This window comes from Companilactobacillus insicii (assembly GCF_003946015.1).
Classification (GTDB): domain Bacteria; phylum Bacillota; class Bacilli; order Lactobacillales; family Lactobacillaceae; genus Companilactobacillus; species Companilactobacillus insicii.
Window position 1 is genome coordinate 61,009 of sequence record NZ_RHNU01000006.1, and the last position, 17,247, is coordinate 78,255.

General features: G+C 36.4%; 14 protein-coding genes. 9 read left to right on the forward strand and 5 right to left on the reverse strand.

Annotation, left to right across the window (positions count from 1 at the left end; genetic code table 11):
* Positions 1–2: 2 nt before the first annotated feature.
* Together EKM79_RS03270 and EKM79_RS03275 are read left to right on the forward strand one after the other, a co-directional pair.
* Positions 3–2,408: a glycogen/starch/alpha-glucan phosphorylase gene (locus EKM79_RS03270; protein ID WP_125565852.1), complete on the forward strand. Its 2,406-nt coding sequence runs from the start codon at positions 3–5 to the stop codon at positions 2,406–2,408.
* Positions 2,409–2,428: 20 nt separating this feature from the next.
* The gene (locus EKM79_RS03275; RefSeq protein WP_211331264.1) at positions 2,429–4,240 is read left to right on the forward strand and encodes a glycoside hydrolase family 13 protein; all 1,812 of its coding nucleotides are present in this window, start codon (positions 2,429–2,431) and stop codon (positions 4,238–4,240) included.
* Between the two features lie 52 nt (positions 4,241–4,292).
* Here the strand turns inward: EKM79_RS03275 and EKM79_RS03280 are convergent, their stop codons facing one another.
* Positions 4,293–5,198 (reverse strand): proline-specific peptidase family protein, encoded by a 906-nt coding sequence (locus tag EKM79_RS03280; RefSeq protein WP_125565856.1) that lies wholly within the window; start codon positions 5,196–5,198, stop codon positions 4,293–4,295.
* 360 nt (positions 5,199–5,558) lie between these two features.
* Here EKM79_RS03280 and EKM79_RS03285 point away from each other — a divergent pair, with 360 nt between their 5' ends.
* From EKM79_RS03285 to EKM79_RS03305, 5 genes are all read left to right on the forward strand, one after another.
* Positions 5,559–6,851 carry a hypothetical protein gene (locus EKM79_RS03285; RefSeq protein ID WP_125565857.1) on the forward strand — a complete coding sequence of 431 codons (1,293 nt, stop codon included), beginning with the start codon at positions 5,559–5,561 and terminating at the stop codon, positions 6,849–6,851.
* 147 nt (positions 6,852–6,998) lie between these two features.
* Positions 6,999–8,894, forward strand: a complete 1,896-nt coding sequence (locus EKM79_RS03290; RefSeq protein ID WP_125565858.1) for a heavy metal translocating P-type ATPase — start codon at positions 6,999–7,001, stop codon at positions 8,892–8,894.
* 56 nt (positions 8,895–8,950) lie between these two features.
* On the forward strand, positions 8,951–9,181 hold the full coding sequence (locus tag EKM79_RS03295) for a heavy-metal-associated domain-containing protein (protein ID WP_125565859.1): 231 nt from the start codon (positions 8,951–8,953) through the stop codon (positions 9,179–9,181).
* Positions 9,181–9,738 (forward strand): ferritin-like domain-containing protein, encoded by a 558-nt coding sequence (locus tag EKM79_RS03300; protein ID WP_125565860.1) that lies wholly within the window; start codon positions 9,181–9,183, stop codon positions 9,736–9,738. The genes EKM79_RS03295 and EKM79_RS03300 overlap by 1 nt, the downstream gene beginning before the upstream one ends.
* A gap of 584 nt (positions 9,739–10,322) precedes the next feature.
* Complete coding sequence (locus EKM79_RS03305; RefSeq protein ID WP_125565861.1) at positions 10,323–11,009, forward strand: Crp/Fnr family transcriptional regulator; 687 nt, start codon at positions 10,323–10,325, stop codon at positions 11,007–11,009.
* Positions 11,010–11,060: 51 nt separating this feature from the next.
* Here EKM79_RS03305 and EKM79_RS03310 read toward each other — a convergent pair whose 3' ends face one another.
* Positions 11,061–11,528, reverse strand: coding sequence for a VOC family protein (locus EKM79_RS03310; RefSeq protein WP_125565863.1), 468 nt, complete (start codon positions 11,526–11,528; stop codon positions 11,061–11,063).
* 196 nt (positions 11,529–11,724) lie between these two features.
* Between EKM79_RS03310 and helD the strand changes: the two genes are divergently transcribed.
* Positions 11,725–14,031, forward strand: a complete 2,307-nt coding sequence (gene helD / locus EKM79_RS03315; protein WP_125565864.1) for an RNA polymerase recycling motor HelD — start codon at positions 11,725–11,727, stop codon at positions 14,029–14,031.
* On the opposite strand, the gene EKM79_RS03320 is transcribed toward helD, so the two are convergent.
* From EKM79_RS03320 to EKM79_RS03330, 3 genes are all read right to left on the reverse strand, one after another.
* On the reverse strand, positions 14,019–14,432 hold the full coding sequence (locus EKM79_RS03320; RefSeq protein WP_125565866.1) for a hypothetical protein: 414 nt from the start codon (positions 14,430–14,432) through the stop codon (positions 14,019–14,021). The genes helD and EKM79_RS03320 overlap by 13 nt on opposite strands.
* Positions 14,433–14,994: 562 nt before the next feature.
* A complete protein-coding gene (locus tag EKM79_RS03325) occupies positions 14,995–15,633 on the reverse strand; it encodes a GPP34 family phosphoprotein (RefSeq protein WP_125565868.1) in 639 nt (212 codons plus the stop codon).
* Between the two features lie 12 nt (positions 15,634–15,645).
* Positions 15,646–16,230 (reverse strand): SGNH/GDSL hydrolase family protein, encoded by a 585-nt coding sequence (locus tag EKM79_RS03330; RefSeq protein ID WP_125565870.1) that lies wholly within the window; start codon positions 16,228–16,230, stop codon positions 15,646–15,648.
* A gap of 71 nt (positions 16,231–16,301) precedes the next feature.
* Here EKM79_RS03330 and coaA point away from each other — a divergent pair, with 71 nt between their 5' ends.
* Positions 16,302–17,228: a type I pantothenate kinase gene (gene coaA, locus EKM79_RS03335; protein ID WP_125565871.1), complete on the forward strand. Its 927-nt coding sequence runs from the start codon at positions 16,302–16,304 to the stop codon at positions 17,226–17,228.
* Positions 17,229–17,247: the final 19 nt, after the last annotated feature.

The following is a 17,247-nucleotide window of genomic DNA, read 5'->3' on the forward strand; positions in this document are numbered from 1 at the left end:
ACATGAAATTGGATGAAACAAAATTTACTAAAGACTTTGTCAATGAAGTCAAAGCTACATATGCCATTGATGTTAAAGATTCTTCCCCATTGGAACAATTGATGGCTTTGGGAAATTTAATCAAACGTTATGACAGCAGTAACTGGAAGAATACTTCAAAGAGATATCGTCAAAAAGATGCGAAACAAGTTTATTATTTTTCAATTGAATTTTTGCCAGGTCGCCTTATGAAGTCTAATTTGTTAAATCTCGGTATCTTAGACACAGTTAGAGATGGTTTGGATAAGTTGGGCTTAGACTTTGAGAAGATCTGTCGCTCTGAGCCAGATCCAGGTTTAGGAAATGGTGGTCTTGGTCGTTTGGCAGCTTGTTATATGGATTCGATGGCTAGCTTAGGGATGGCTGGGAACGGTAATGGTATTCGTTATCGCTATGGATTGTTTAAGCAAGTATTCATGAACGGCTATCAAGTGGAGTTACCAGATGACTGGTTGAGAAATGGCAACGTATGGGAAATCAGACGAGAGAATAGGGCATGCATAGTTAGGTTCGGTGGTCATGTTTGGTTACAGCCACAACCTGATGGTCATCTCAGACCAGTATACGATCAAACTGATGATGTACTGGCTGTACCCTTTGATGTAGGAATAGTAGGTTATCATAACGACGTTACGAATACTATGAGACTTTGGTCAGCCGAATTACCTCCTAGTGCAGATCAGACTTTTTATTCACAAGCTCAGCGTGATCGAATTGATCAAATAACTGAAGTATTATATCCAGACGATTCGAATGCTGAAGGTCGCTCATTAAGACTTAGACAGGAGTATTTCTTCTCATCAGCAGGAGTTCAAAGTATTGTTAGACACTATTTTTTGGATCACTCTACAGCTAAGGATTTTGCTCGTAAAGTATCAATTCATATCAATGACACCCATCCAACTTTGGTTATTCCTGAACTTATGCGAATTTTATTAGATGAGTATGATTGTCCTTGGGATAAGGCTTGGCAAATAACGGTTGCAACAATGAGTTATACCAATCATACAATTATGCAAGAGGCTCTTGAAACGTGGCCAATTGACATGTTTAAGGGAATGTTGCCAAGAATATATCAAATAGTTGAAGAAATAGACCGGCGTTATCGTGAAGAAAAATTGCCGATTTTTGGAGAGAATACGGTCGACAATACTGCTCCTTTAGGAAACGGACAAGTTAGGATGGCTTACTTAGCTGTTATTGGTAGTCATAGTGTTAATGGAGTAGCGCCATTACATACGGAGTTACTAAAAAAAGATGTATTATCGGATCTGTATCGTATTTATCCAGAACGGTTTAACAATAAGACCAATGGTATTGCCAATCGTCGCTGGTTACAATTAGCGAATGAACCATTATCCAGTCTGATTGACTCTAAAATTGGTTCAAGCTGGAGATCAAATCCCAAGCAAATCCAGACATTGTCGGCGTTTGAAAATGATGATGATTTTCTTCAGAAACTAGAAGATGTCAAAGTCGAGAATAAAAAGAAGTTGGCAAAGTATGTTCAAGAAGAGCTAGGAATTACGATTAAAACAGATGCAATATATGATGTTCAAATTAAGCGACTACACGCATATAAGCGACAGCTATTACATGTTTTTGAAATCATCCGCGAGTATTTAGATATCAAAGATCACCCTCAAAAAGATGTTATATCTAGGGTTCATATTTTTGGAGCTAAGGCGGCTCCTAGTTATCACTATGCTAAATCTGTAATCAAGTTGATTAATGCCGTGGCTGATTTGGTTAACAACGATAAGGATATTGGGGACAAATTAAAAGTCGTCTTTGTTCCTAACTATGGTGTATCTCTAGGTGAATTAATTATCCCAGCTGCTGATATTAGTGAACAAATTTCCACTGCTTCTAAAGAGGCATCTGGAACAAGTAATATGAAACTAATGACGAATGGTGCTCTGTCGTTGGCTACGATGGATGGAGCAAATATTGATATTGTTAGAGCGGCTGGCTCAGAAAATGAATATACTTTTGGATTAACATCAGATGATGTCTATGGATATTATCATCGAGGAGATTACCATGCTAGTGACTTTTCGGATAATAATCCAGAGTTACAAAGAATATTGGGGACATTAATCGATGGAACAATTCCAGGCATTTCAACAGAAGGACAGGAAATATACGATTCTTTGATTCGTTATAACGATGAATATTTTGTCTTAGCTGATTATGCTGAATATGTTCAAAAACAAAAACAAATCAGTCAAGATTTCACTGACAAAAAAATATGGGAACAAAAATCACTTGCTAATATCGCCGCATCAGGGACATTCTCAGCTGATTACGCAGTTGCAAGATATGGTGAGGATATTTGGCAAGTACCATATGATCGTATTTTGAAGTAGCTAGGAGAAACTTAATGAGTATAGTTATTGAATATGATTCTTTCCAAACGACTGATAAAGAACCGTTTGGAGCAGTCGAGAAAGCTACCAAAGTGGATTTTCAAATTAAAGTTCATGCTAGTGATGAAATTCAAAAAGTTGTTTTACATGTTGCTAAAGATGGTCATTGGGATACAGAACATCAGGTAGTTATGGATTTGAAAAATCCTTATTTTTATACTGACTTCGTGCCGAAGAGTTCTGGCTTATATTTTTATTATTTTGAAGTTAAGACTTTGAATGAAAGATGTTTTTATGGCTGCATTGATGGTGGCTTCGGTGGTGAAGGTACTATATATAACAATCGCCGAGATGTTCAAATGTATCAGTTGACAGTTGTTGATCATGTTGAATCCATTCCTGATTGGTATAAGCATGGAGTGGCTTATCAAATCTTTGTAGACAGATTTAACAATGGTAATGCAGATAAACATGTGAATAATCCCAAGCCGAATAGTTTTATATATGGAAGAAAGACGGATTTACCAATGTATATTCGGAATAAAAAACAAGAAGTTGTTCGTTGGGACTTTTATGGTGGCAATTTACTTGGTATTGAACAGAAAATTCCATATTTAAAACAACTAGGGGTGACAGTGATTTACTTGAGTCCAATTTTTGAGGCTATGAGTAATCATCGCTATGACACAGGTGATTATTTGAAGATTGATCCTATGTTGGGCACTTTGGATGATTTTGATAGTTTAGTAACGGCGATTCATAATGCAGGAATGCATCTGATTTTGGATGGAGTCTTCAATCACGTGGGAGTTAATTCTCGTTACTTCAACCAAAGTGGTTACTATGATACCGTCGGTGCGGAACAGTCAATGGACAGTCCATATTATCCTTGGTTTACTTTTACTAAGTATCCAAAAGAGTATGACAGTTGGTGGGGAGTGACTGACTTACCAACTGTCAACAAGTCCAATCCTGATTTCCAACAATTTATTTATGGTGCTAAGGATTCAGTTATTGACTATTGGACTTCTCGAGGAGTAGACGGTTGGAGATTGGATGTGGCAGATGAGCTACCGGATGAATTCATTATGGGAATACGTCGTTCATTGGATAAGTATCCAGATAGAATCCTAATAGGTGAAGTTTGGGAAGATGCGTCACATAAAATGGCTTATGGACGCCGCCGTCATTATCTCGAAGGTGGGATGTTACAGGCGGTTATGAATTACCCGTTAAGAAAACTAATTATTCGAGTTCTTACAGGAGATTTGAGACCATCTGAATGGTGGCTTGAATTAATGACACTGAAAGAAAATTATCCTAAAACGACTTTTAATTATAATTTTAATAATATTGGTAGTCACGATACTGAGCGTATCTTGACACTACTTCATGGTAATCGTGAATGGTTAGAGCAAGCCTATGGCTTGTTGTTTACTCTTCCTGGAGTTCCATGCTTATATTATGGGGATGAAGCCGGATTGACTGGAGGTAAGGATCCTGAGAATAGAGCTTATTTTCCTTGGAAAAGCGCAGACAGGGCGCTACAAAATACAGTAACTAAATGGTATCAGTGGCGCAAAAAACATTCTTGGATAAATGAAGCAAAGTTCTCACCATTTTATTTGGGTGATTATGGAATTGGATTCACATATTGTAAGGATGATAAGAAGATACTCATAGTATTGAATACCTCAATTAATCCTCATGAGATTCATGCCAATGATTTTATGCTAGACACGGTTCCATGCGTTTTGTGTTCCGAAGTAAAGAAATGCTTGATAGGTAAAACTATGGAAAAATCTAGTATAGAAGTTATCGAAGATTTTTAAGAAAATAAAAATTCAGAACGAAGAAATTATTCTTCAGTTCTGAATTTTTTAGTTAGTCATTAAAATTATTATTTTCAACATCTTTAATGAATGTCTTCAAATGATCAAAGTATACTGGAGCATTGTCGATCATATGATGATGTCCACCGTTTGGTGTTGTAACTAGACGTGCGTGTGGAATTTCCTTTTGCATGATTTTGGCTGTTGGGATAGGCATTGTTTCATGTTCACCGAATGTGATCAAAGTCGGTACTTTGATTTCTTTAAGATGGTCTCTGAAATGCCAATCTTTTAGCTTACCAGTAATGACAAATTCATTGTCACCTTGGAATACGCCGTAAACACCAGTAGCAGTTGTATCGATTAAGTGTTTAATTGAAGTTGGTTGTTTGCGATCAATGTATTCAGCATTTAGCACGTCAACGTAACTTTGATATGTAGCATCGGAAAGGTTATTTTCAGCTTCGATTTTTTCCATGTATTTAACCTTATCAGGACCTAATGTGTCCAAACGGCATTGATTAATGCTCTTTACGTAGTCGTCAATTTCATCGACCATACTTGAGATGATAGCACCCTTTAAGTGTTGTCCATATTTAGCAGCGTACATTTGTACCAAAGCGCCACCCCATGATTGTCCAATGAGGTAGAAGTTATCTAATCCTAGTTTTTGTCTAACTTCTTCAACTTCATCAACGAAGTATTCATAAGTAAGATATTTATCAGCGATTGCGGGATCACTGTAATCTGGTTGATCCGAATACCATGATCCAAGTTGATCGTACATTGATACTTGAACACCAAGATCGGCCAGCTCTTCACCGAAGTTTTCGTAGTATTCATGATTTCCACCAGGTCCGCCGTGTAGGCAAAGTAATTGGATGTCGCCGTGGCCTTGTGTGTTAGTCCATAAATGGTAGCCATTATCGAGAGTGATAATTGTTGTGCCTTGTTTCATATAATTTCACCTTCCTGATTATAATATTAATAGTATATAACCTAAGTGGCAGCTATTCCAATTTTTTTGTAATAATTCTTTAATCTATTTAATTTAAAATTACTTTTCAGACGTAATTTATTAGATATAGATATCTAACCTACGCTGTTGATAGTTATTAATAATGAATAGTTGTTGTGAAGTTAAAATTATAAAAAACGTTTAACATTAAAATTGTGATACCAGTTTCTTAAATTGGGTATATCAGTAAAATATTTTTGATCAAAATCAATTAATTACTTGAAAGCCTATGGTTACAATGTGATATGGTAACTATGTGAGCTAAAATATGATAAAATTTATTTACTTGGGGGCGATATTATGAAGAGGGGCTTAATCCAATTATTAGCTGCGGTTATGTTACTCGGAGGAGTAGTAACTGTCGCTCAATTCAATTCACCGATGGTATCAACTACGCAAGTTGCACAAGCTTCATCAGATACCGCAACTACACAAAATATTTCTTATGATGTTTATCAGAGTGGAACTAATGATGCAGATTTAAATAGTGCTTATTTCACTAAGTCAGCTAAAATATCTCAAAATAATGATGGAACTTATAAAGTGACGTTAACAATGAGGCTTCCAAAATTGAAGTCTTTGTCAGTAGATTCCATTAATGGTCAAACACCAACGTTATCATCAACATATGATGACAATGGAACAACTTATCAGAATGTCAGTTTCAATGTTAATAGTTTGGACGATTTGAATGGTAATATAGCAGCCACTTTGGAATCTAAGACCAAAGTATTAGGTGTTGAGCTAACAAAGTCTAATGTAGATTTTAAGTTTGATACTTCTACAGCGAGTGGATCTACTAATAGTAGAAGTACCTTACTAGGTAATCTGAAATCAATCACTGATGTTACAAAATCAAATACTAATAACGATTCTTCAACTTCACCAGTAACATCTAATAATACTGATACTTCTAAGAATGTAATTATTGAAGATCCAAAATCAACAACCACTCTTTCTAAGAGTAAGAATGGTCAAAGCATTACTTATAAGGTTGTTAAAAATGACAAGAATGGTGCAACAGCTGCCAACTTCTTAACCAATACTGCAACAATAACGCCTAATGGTGATGGTACTTACAATGTTGCTATGACAATTGCCTATAATAAGAAGTTAGGTGATTCAGCGGTCAAGATAAACATGATTAACAATAAGACAGTGGATCCCAATGATATTTTTAGATATACCAAGGGAGACAATGATTACGTAAAATTCAGCTTTAATATTGGAAACTTAGATGATTTAAGTAAGTTGATACCCGGACAATTGAGTTTGAATAGTCCTGATTATGGGTTAGATTCATTACTAAACTTTAATTTGAACTTTGATGGATTGTCATCGCTTGATTTATCTAAAATGGTAAATACTTCAGATTTATCAAAAATGTTGAACGATTTAAAAAATTTATCTAATGATTTGAAGTCATTGCAGAGTGGTACTGCGTTTGCGGCAACTAATTCTAGTTCAGCTAATGATGTGACTCAAGCTTTACCTAAGACAAGCAATGATCCAGGGTATGTCTTAACAGCAATAGGTATTACGGTTTTGCTGTTATGGATGGTACTTTTACGTGAAACGTGTTTAAAAAATTGAGTTACCGTAGCTAAAATTATGAATGTGTTATGGACAGACAAACTGATGTCTGTCTTTTTTTGTACTTTCTTTGAAAACTTGATTCTAATCAAGTTGCTGCAATACAAAACCTAATACAATGTATTTGTGCTTAGGAGGAAAGATAATATGAAATTTAATATGTGGGTTCAAAAAAATCAAAATAGAATGACTGCAGTAATCGCAATTTTAATTGTAATTAGTTTTGCCGTTAAATTCTTGAGTTTGCCATTGATAGAAACACCAGCAATGATTATTGCAAGTATTATTGGTGCTATCCCGGTTTTCTTACACGCTTGGACAGCTCTGATGAATAAAGTTATCAGTATTGAATTACTAGTAACAATTGCCGTTATCGGTGCGTTTGTTATCGGTGAATATGAAGAATCAGCTGTAGTTACGTTCCTATTCTTATTCGGTAGTTATTTGGAACAAAGAACTTTACAAAAGACTCGTTCCTCCGTTAAGAATTTGACACAAATGGCTCCAACAACTGCAGAAGTTGTTGATGAAGATGGAAACATTTCAACTGTTGACGTTGATGACGTTGACGAAGGTGATCACGTAATCGTTAAACCCGGTGGTCAAATTCCTGTCGATGGTATTATCGTTGATGGTAAAGGATACATGAATGAAGCATCAATTACTGGTGAATCAACACCAGTTGAAAAAACAATTGGTGATAAAGTTTTCGCTGGATCATTAACTGATAACGGTACTATTACCGTTGAAACCACTTCAGTTGGTGAAGATACAACTTTTGGTAAGATTATTGAATTGGTTGAAGAAGCCCAAGATAGTGCTTCACCAGCCGCACGTTTTATTGATAAATTTGCTACTTACTACACACCTGCCGTATTAGTTATTGGTATTCTTGTTTGGATATTTACACAAGATTTCCCATTGGCTATAACAGTTCTAGTTCTAGGATGTCCAGGTGCTTTGGTTATCGGTGCTCCTGTTTCAAACGTTGCCGGTATTGGTAATGGTGCTAAAAATGGTATTTTGATGAAGGGTGGAAACGCCGTAAATACTTTTTCAAAAGTTGATACATTGGTTCTCGATAAGACAGGTACTTTAACAACTGGTCAAATGAGTGTTACTGAGTTGAATCACTTTGGCGACGATAAAGAATCAGATATGGCATTGCTTAGTGCAGTTGAAGGTACATCAGATCACCCACTAGGGCGTGCAATCGTTAAGTATGTGAACGATCAAGATGTTAATGCAACTTCGGATCTTCCAGAATTAGATACTGTTAAAGGTCAAGGATTACAAAGTGCTGATGGCAATATCTTAGTTGGTAATGAACGTCTAATGAAAGCTAATAATGTTGAAGTTTCAGATGATGCAAAGAAAGCTATAAACGCACGTATTAATCAAGGTGATTCAATTGTCTTGATGGCTGTAAATAAAAAATTGAAGATCGTAGTTGGGGTTAACGATCAACTTAGATCAGATGCATTCGAAGGATTAACAGCTCTTAAAAATGCTGGTATCAAACGAGTTGTAATGCTTACTGGTGATAATAAAGTGGCTGCACAACATGTAGCCGATAGATTGCCTGTTGATGAGGTTCACGCTGAATTGTTACCTGAACAAAAAGTGGACTTTGTTAAGAAATTTACTGATGAAGGACATCATGTAGCCTTTGTAGGTGATGGTATAAATGATTCGCCATCATTAGCTACAGCTGATATCGGAATTGGTATGGGAACAGGTACAGATGTCGCTATTGAAACGGCCGATGTTGTTCTGGTCAAGTCAAGTTTTGATGCACTTGCTCATGCCTATGTTTTAGCTAAGAAGACAGTTGCCAATACGAAGGAAAATATCATTATCGCTGTTGGTACTGTTGCACTATTGCTAATAGGTTTACTAATTGGTGTTATTCATATGGCAAGTGGAATGTTTGTTCATGAATTCAGTATTTTGGTTGTTATTTTCAACGCAATGAGATTATTAAGAATAAAAACTTTAAAAAAATCTCCAAAACTTGATACAAATCAAGTTAAGACAGCATAAAACATACTATTATGTGTTTTGTAAGATAGATAAAGATATTTAGGAGGAACTTAAATATGGCAAAAGTAGTATTACAATTAGGCGAATTAACATGCCCATCATGTATGACAAAAATTCGAAAAGCAGTTTCAAATCAAGACGGAGTTTCAGATGTAAAAGTTATGTTCAATGCAGGTAAAGTAAAAGCTAACATTGATGAATCAAAAGTTTCAGGTGACGACTTAGGAAAAGTTATAACTGAATTAGGTTATGAAGTTAAGAAGATCAAGACTAAGGAGATTGCATAATGACAGAATTAACAATTGACGAGAAGTTTGCTGCAGAACAAAAACAAGCTGACGCTGATCACCATAAACCAACAGCAGGTGCAATGACAGGACATATTGTTTCTAATCACGCCTATATGAATATCAAGTTACATCAACTCAAATGGTTCGTTAAGGGCCCAAATGCCGAGAATTATAAGGCAGTTTTGAATGATACTATTGATGAGAATAATGCTTGGTTCGATAAAATTGCTGACCAATTGTTAGATGAAGGCGAATTACCACCATCAACAATGAAAGAGTACTCAGACTACACAATGATTGAAGAAAATGGTGCAAACAAGTACTTGGATGCTGAAAGTATGATTCAAACAGTGGTCAATGACTTCGCAACTGACAACATGTTTATCACACGTGCAATCAAATTAGCACAAAATGAAGATCGTCCATTCATGGCACAAGTTCTAGTAGAATTACTAGGTTGGAATAACCACCAAATCCGTATTTATCAAGCATTACTTGGAAATAATGCTAAAGATGGATTTGAAGATGAGGATGATGAGGACGACGAGGACTAGAGAGTGCAGGAAGGGCGGTCAGCTCCTGAGCATAGCCTAGATAATTGAATGATGCGGTTTGTGCATCCTTTAATTATCGTAGCTAAGCGGAGGGAGTTGCCCTTCCGGAACTCGTTTCAGAATCGGATAAAAAAAGAGTTACTATATACATTAGTTGATAGAAGGGCTTAATTAGTCCTTCTATTGCTGTATCCGGATATTCCGGTTCCGAGATATTTAACCTGCCGTGGGGACCGGTTCAAGCCGAAGTGCGGTCTTGAACCTCGACTTGAAGCTTTTCTTCGAAAATCTCCAAGCTCGTCCCGTGGTGTAATAACGGAAGTTCACCGTTCTAACGCCACACTCACGGCTGGTTTAATATCTCTCCACCTCCATACTTAGTTCAATGGATTTATGTTGGGTGTAGGTAAGCCGGTTCTTGAGCAAAAAAATAGTTAAATGTTATTGAAATTAGTAACGTTAAAAGTAAATAGAAATATATTTATATTAGCCGGAGGTTGGAAGTGATGTACCAGCACTGCAATTACAATCACCTTTAACCAGAGACGACAAAACAAAACATCAACAATGAAAAGAGGAATGGCATGGCACATCTAGCTCATAATCACACAGCTGAGGATTGTGTGGAATTAGTAACGATTTTTCAATCGCTATCTGAAGAAGATACAAGTACAGTTGCTTCATTAGTTTCAGACAAACACTATGAAAGTGGCGAATATATTTATCAAGCTGGCGATCCCGCAGATACTTTGACGATTGTTGCCCATGGTCAAGCTAAGGTTTTTAAATTAGCTACTAATGGTAAGGAACAAATGTTGAGAATTCTTCAAACTGGTGATTTTGATGGTGAGGCCGCACTTTTCAGTAATGAAGATCGTGGTAGTTTTGCTCAAGCATTGATGGATATGGATGTTTGTCAAATTAGACGCAGTGATTTTCAGAAGTTGATGAAGTCTTCTCCAGAGCTTGCCGTGAATATGGTTAATGCTTTTGGACAACGAATAGTTCAACTTGAGCAGCAGACAACAGAAGCTGCAACTGCAAGTGTTGAAAGCCGCTTGGCTAGTTATTTATTAGAAACTAGTGCGGGACTGAAACAGGAACAATTTGAGTTGCCATTGAAGAAGAAGGATATTGCTACATACTTGGGTACCACTCCTGAAACAATTAGTCGTAAGCTTAGTTCATTAGCTAAGGAAGAATTGATTGAGAAGAAGTCTAATACCTTAATCAAGATATTGGATGCTGATGGATTGGCTATGGTTGAATAGATTAGTGTATAAAAAATGGAGCTAAGCCTACGATAGGTTTAGCTCCATTTTTTAGTTATTGCTGTGATCCATACTCTTTGACCAAGGGGATGTATGCAACATCCAGTTGATTCCATACTTGTCAGTGAAACCACCCATTTTGCCACCCCAGAATTGTTCGGCAAATGGCATAGTGATTTTTACTTGTCCTGATTCTTCTAGGTGCTTGTAAAAGTCATCGGCAGCTTTTGCGCTTTCAGCGTCTTCGCTATTAATGTCCAATAATAATGAAACTTGTCCAGAAGGTTCAGCGTTGCCAGTAAAGGCATCAGCACATTCAATCTTCATACCAAGGATTGTAAAGCCTGCATGCATTGTCATGCTTTCTAAGTCAGCGTCTTCAGGGATACCGAATTGCTTGGCTTGTTCAGGTTGAGGGCTTAAACGATATGCATCTGTTGCACCGAATACTTCTTGATAATATTCAATTGCTTCTTTTGCATTTTTGAAAGCTAAATATGGGTAAATTTGTGATTGCATTGGAATCATCTCCATAATCATTTTTATGCTCATATTGTATCAGATAAACTATACAAAATGTCCAAAAAATGTAATATTTATTAGTCAAAGATAAGTTGCGTCATATCAACGTTTGAAGGACTTCTAATAAGTTATATTTTTTGAATTATACTTATAAAAATGGTAATATTATTTAACTAAAATTTTCGAGGTGGACATGACGGAAAAATCTAAAGTTAAACAATTAGATGAAAAAATGATTGAACAAGAACATCTAGATGATGTTGTTCAAAAAATCAAAACTTCTGAAAAAAAGCTACAAGAACATATTGATATTGCTGAAGATGACTTAAAAGTAATTAATGGTGCTTTTGATGATATTCATGTCGGTATGGATGGCGACGCTATCTCGATGGACTCGGCGCTTTCAATTCATGCACAACAACAAATGCTCGACGAGCGTAATAACAGTTGGCAACAATCTAAACAACGTTTGGGAATCTTAAAGAAACTGGAAAAAAATCCATTCTTCGCCCGATTAGACTTTCAAGAAAAAGGTGAACCAAAACGCGAAACTATCTATATTGGTCTAAGTTCTTTCACCGATAAAACAGACCACTTCTTGGTCTACGATTGGCGGGCACCTATTTCTAGTATTTACTACGACGGGAAGCTCGGCAATGTTGAATATCAAACACCGGATGGTTTACAAAATGTAGACTTATTCTTGAAACGTCAATTCCTAGTGGAAAATGGAAAGATTCAAGCTTACTTTGATACTCAAGAAACAATCGGTGATCAAATGTTGCTGGAAGTTTTGGATGGTAAATCTTCAACTCACATGAAGGGTATCGTTAAGACTATTCAGTCCGAACAAAATAAGATTATTCGTGATACAAAATCAAAATTATTATTTGTTCAAGGAGCAGCTGGTTCAGGTAAGACTTCAGCAATTCTACAACGTATTGCGTTCTTGCTATATAGATATCGTGGTACTTTAACATCTAGCCAAGTTGTAATGTTCAGTCCTAATATGCTGTTCAACGATTATATTCAAGACGTTCTACCAGAAATGGGTGAGCAGAATATGGTTCAGATGACGTATAGTCAGTATTTGTCACGTCGTTTGCCAAATATCTCCGTTGAGAATCTTTCGCAACAATTTGAAAAACAAGAAGATCCAGTTAAGAAGAATATCTCTAAGTTTGTTTCTGATATTGGTTTCTTTAAGACTTTGACTAACTATGGTAAGTTGTTGAATCAAAGCGGTGTAAGTTTTAAGAACATTAAGTTTCAAGGTAATATCTTCATTCCTAAAGAAAAGATTGCCGAAATTTATTATAGCTTTGGTCCACAATACAATCTTGGTAACCGACTAGATGCAACGGTTGAGAGACTTCAAAAAATGTTACGTCGTAAAGTTGGTTCGGAGATGCGTTCAAAGTGGGTTTCAGAACAGATTGAAGATTTGAGCCAAGAACAATTGAAGATGCTCTATAATACTGCCGATCAAGAGTTCAAAAATGGTGATGAAGAGCATAAGTTCTTAGCTCGTAAGATTGTTATGGCGGCAATGCAAAAAGTTTATAGTCAAATTGTTCATTTGAGGTTTTTGAATGTTTCGACTAATTATTTGAACTTTTTGAAATCTGTGCCGAAGATTACTGATTTGAGCAAGCACGGTATTACAGAAGCTCAATGGAAACAATACGTCGATGACTTTGTTGACTTATTCAATCATAAGCAAATATCAATGGATGACTTGAGTCCATATTTGTATCTATATGATTTAGTAACTGGTAAACATGGTGAGCTTGACATGAAGTTTGTCTTTATTGATGAAATTCAAGATTACACACCATTCCAGTTAGCTTACTTAAAGGATAAATTCCCAAGAGCACGTTATACAATGCTGGGTGATTTGAATCAATCGATTTTTACTAAAAAGAATAGTCAAACTCTGTTGTCAGAAGTTCAGAGTCTGTTCAATGCGGATGAAACACGTGTTGTTCAGTTGACACATTCATATCGTTCAACCAAGCAAATAACTGATTATACTAAGGCTATTTTGACTAATGGACAAAAGATTGAACCATTTAATCGTGAAGGTGATTTGCCCAATGTATTAATGGCACAAAATGTTCAAGAGTCACTACAACAGGTAGTAGGTCAATTGGACGAAAATAATAAAAAACATTATACAACTGCTATCATAACTAAGACGTTGGAAGAGTCTGAACAAGTTCAGAAAATGTTGGAACAAGCAGGCGTTGAGTCTACGTGGATCAGGTCTGAAAATCAGCGTTTAGCAACAGGTACGATTGTCTTGCCATCGTACTTAGCTAAAGGATTGGAATTTGATGCGGTTATTATGTGGAATGCATCAAAGGACAGGTTCGATGAAGACGAACAACAGTTGGTTTATACGATTGCATCCCGTGCAATGCATAGATTAACCATAGCAGCGATTGGCGGACTATCACAATTGTTGGAACGTGTACCAGAAAAGTACTATACAGAATAAGAAAGGGCAGCCGTCTTCGTGACAGCTGCCTCTTTCAATAATTTTATTTTTTTGATGTGAAGAACTGGTTGGAAGTCTTCCAGTCTATTTTGATTAGATGCAAATTTTACATAGATTTTTAATGAAATATTTTGTTTAGTTTTTCCTATAAAGTAGGACCCTTGATCATCGCTACCTTGCAAATCGGTCAATTTTTGTAGCTTCAAGTAAGGATGGTTTTGTAAGTACGATTGGGTTTGTTTGTCATACCCATATTTGGTGGAATCTTTGCTATCGAGAACAGTAGTGGCTTCACGAAAAGCACGATCACGAACAGCTACATCGGATGAAAACAGCAAGGTTACTGGAATCAAAGCGATGAAGAAGATAGTAACTATGGTAGATACTATTATTTTATTCATAATATTTTCGCTCCATGGTCGTATTCTTCCGACTACATCCTAGCACGAAAATACTTGCAAATATTATTTAAGTTTTTCTGAAAAATATTAGTATTTCTATATGGTTGATACGCCTCCAGATGAAAGCGATGATGCCTGCTGTAGGACCGACTTCAGCCGAAAGGCGGTCTGAAGTCTCGCTTTTGAACTTCGCAAAGTTTGCAAATTTCAAAAGTCGTCCAGTTATGTAAGGACGGAAAACCACCGCCCCTGCATAATTATCACTGCTGGCGCCATCTCTTTCATCCTCCGGCTAGTTGAGATGTTTATTGGCTGCTTAATAGTGGAGTTACACATACATATATTGTATAATCCGGTACCTTAGCTGAAGGTGGAGAGATTTTTTTCAGCCGTAAATGTGGCGTAAGCCACAGGACGAGCTTTAAGATTTGCAAAGCAAAGCTTAAAGTCGAGGTTCGAGACCTTGGCTCGGACCGGTCCCCACGGCAGGAAAAATATCTCGCAACCGGAAGCGGCATGAGAAATTAAACCCAACAAAAAAGCCGAAGCATTAAACTTCGACTTAACCTAGTAACGTCAAAATAACTCGATTCAATCGTTTTGATAACTCGTATAACTTCTCATAAGTAGGGTCATCTTGGTTATTTTCAATACTAGTCTTTAATTCCTTCAATTCAAATGGTGTGAAATATGTCTTCAAGTCATGACTACCGTAAAGAGTAGCGAGCAAGGCAAATGTTTCAGGTGAAACTTTACTATCCTTGTCTAAGAACTCTTTTCTGACGTCACTAACAAGTTCTTCTTTGACACGATGGTCAGGAAGATAGTTGTTAGTCTTGAATACCATACCTGTGACGGCTTTTGTAACATCAACTTTATCAACCAGTGAATCGCCGATTTCGTTGTAAATCTGTTTAGTAATACTTTCCTTTGTTGCCATGGCACGAAGTACATGTGTAACGCTTTTACCCTGGTTCTTATTGATGATTTGGAAGAATTCGTTCAGATACTCCTTACCATCTGGCAAAACCTTGTTAATGATGACACTGTTGTCAGTTAAATCAATAATATCGTTTAAAGCTAAATCGAAAAAAGAACTTTCAGCTAAATAGGCTCTACGTCTAGTATTCTTAAAAATTCGTACACTGCCTTTTTCATTGCACGATAAAATAAAATATTTTTGAGGAATATTTAAATTCATAAAGTGCTCCTTCTAATTCGACACTAGTTCGTTTTGTTTAACTAGCGTTGCCTTAATTTCTGGTACAAGTTTGTCTTCAAGTAGAATATAACCATCTTTGGTAAAGTGTAGTCCATCTTTTTGCAATAATTTATTTACTGAAGATTGACTAGCCATTTGGTGCAATAAATCGATATAAGGTACTTCCATTTGCTTAGCGAGATGTTCGGTTACTAATTCAAATTGCAATTGTCTAGTCCAAGGGCGAGTGGGATTCTTGACCCAATCGGTATACGGTGGAGAAAGTAGAATTACTTTTGATGTCCCAATTGCTTCTATTATAGTAGCTAAGTTCGATGAGAACTTACCGGGTTTGATCTCGTCAGTTGTGGAAATATCATTGGCTCCAAACCCTAAGACGACAATATCTGGTTTCAAACTTACGATATCTTGTTCAACACGTGTCACAGCATTACTGGTTTTGTATCCAGGAATAGATACATTAATGACTTCGTCTTTGGGGAACTTCTTTTGAATAGCATCAGTGAGTATGTCACTCATAACGCCATCATGAAATCCCGCCATGATCGAGTCTCCAAATAATACTATTTTTTTCATATATTAGTTCCTTCTAAAAAGTTCTATACTATATAAGAATACCAGAAAAAATGTTAAGTAGGTTTAGTTATATGCAAAATTTATCTAACTATAATGAATTTTCTCGTGAACAATGGGAAACATTTCATGGAGAGTACAATAAACAGGCAATTACTGATGGAGAATTGCGCAAGATCAAGTCGTTGGATGATGAAATATCAATTGACGACGTGAAGTCTATTTATGCGCCAATTCGACACTTACTTCATATATATTTGAAGAATTACCGCAAGCTAACAAAGTTGAAGAGTGATTTTTTGAATAGTAGTAATAAGAAAGTACCGTTTATCATCGGCGTTTCAGGCTCTGTAGCGGTCGGTAAGAGTACTACGGCTCGATTACTTAAGATAATGTTAGAACGTGCCTATCCGCAGTATAATGTCGCACAGATGACAACAGACGGCTTCTTGTATCCTAGTAAGATACTAAAGGAACGTGGATTGATGAATAAGAAGGGCTTCCCAGAGACTTATGACATGCCGAAGTTATTGAAGTTCTTGAGTGACGTTAAAACAACTTCGGGCCCAATTGCCTATCCGCTATATTCGCATAATATTTACGATATTATTCCTGATCGTCATGAAGAAGTTAATCATCCCGATATTTTGATCGTTGAAGGGATCAACGTATTGCAGTTGACGCAGACTTCAAATATTTATACGAGTGATTTCTTTGATTTTTCCATCTATATTGATGCTGAAGTTGATGATATCGAAGAATGGTTCCTCAATCGGTTTGAAACCTTATTAGATCTGGCACGTAATGATCCTAATTCTTATTATTATCAGTATACTCAAGTGCCAGAAGATAAGGCGTTACAAATGGCACGGGATGTTTGGGATAATATTAATTATGTTAACTTACGTGATTATATTAAGCCGACGATGACACGCGCTGATTTGATATTACACAAGGCTGAGAATCATCAGATAGACAAGATACTTTTGAGAAAATACTAAAAAAGCATTTCCAAAGTAT

Excerpts from the sequence above, each read along its gene's own strand:
- EKM79_RS03270 (WP_125565852.1), top strand. The coding sequence starts at position 3 with ATGAAATTGGATGAAACAAAATTTACTAAAGACTTTGTCAATGAAGTC.
- EKM79_RS03280 (WP_125565856.1), bottom strand. The coding sequence starts at position 5,198 with ATGAAACAAGGCACAACAATTATCACTCTCGATAATGGCTACCATTTA.
- EKM79_RS03285 (WP_125565857.1), top strand. The coding sequence starts at position 5,559 with ATGAAGAGGGGCTTAATCCAATTATTAGCTGCGGTTATGTTACTCGGA.
- EKM79_RS03290 (WP_125565858.1), top strand. The coding sequence starts at position 6,999 with ATGAAATTTAATATGTGGGTTCAAAAAAATCAAAATAGAATGACTGCA.
- EKM79_RS03295 (WP_125565859.1), top strand. The coding sequence starts at position 8,951 with ATGGCAAAAGTAGTATTACAATTAGGCGAATTAACATGCCCATCATGT.
- EKM79_RS03300 (WP_125565860.1), top strand. The coding sequence starts at position 9,181 with ATGACAGAATTAACAATTGACGAGAAGTTTGCTGCAGAACAAAAACAA.
- EKM79_RS03305 (WP_125565861.1), top strand. The coding sequence starts at position 10,323 with ATGGCACATCTAGCTCATAATCACACAGCTGAGGATTGTGTGGAATTA.
- EKM79_RS03310 (WP_125565863.1), bottom strand. The coding sequence starts at position 11,528 with ATGCAATCACAAATTTACCCATATTTAGCTTTCAAAAATGCAAAAGAA.
- helD (WP_125565864.1), top strand. The coding sequence starts at position 11,725 with ATGACGGAAAAATCTAAAGTTAAACAATTAGATGAAAAAATGATTGAA.
- EKM79_RS03320 (WP_125565866.1), bottom strand. The coding sequence starts at position 14,432 with ATGAATAAAATAATAGTATCTACCATAGTTACTATCTTCTTCATCGCT.
- EKM79_RS03325 (WP_125565868.1), bottom strand. The coding sequence starts at position 15,633 with ATGAATTTAAATATTCCTCAAAAATATTTTATTTTATCGTGCAATGAA.
- EKM79_RS03330 (WP_125565870.1), bottom strand. The coding sequence starts at position 16,230 with ATGAAAAAAATAGTATTATTTGGAGACTCGATCATGGCGGGATTTCAT.
- coaA (WP_125565871.1), top strand. The coding sequence starts at position 16,302 with ATGCAAAATTTATCTAACTATAATGAATTTTCTCGTGAACAATGGGAA.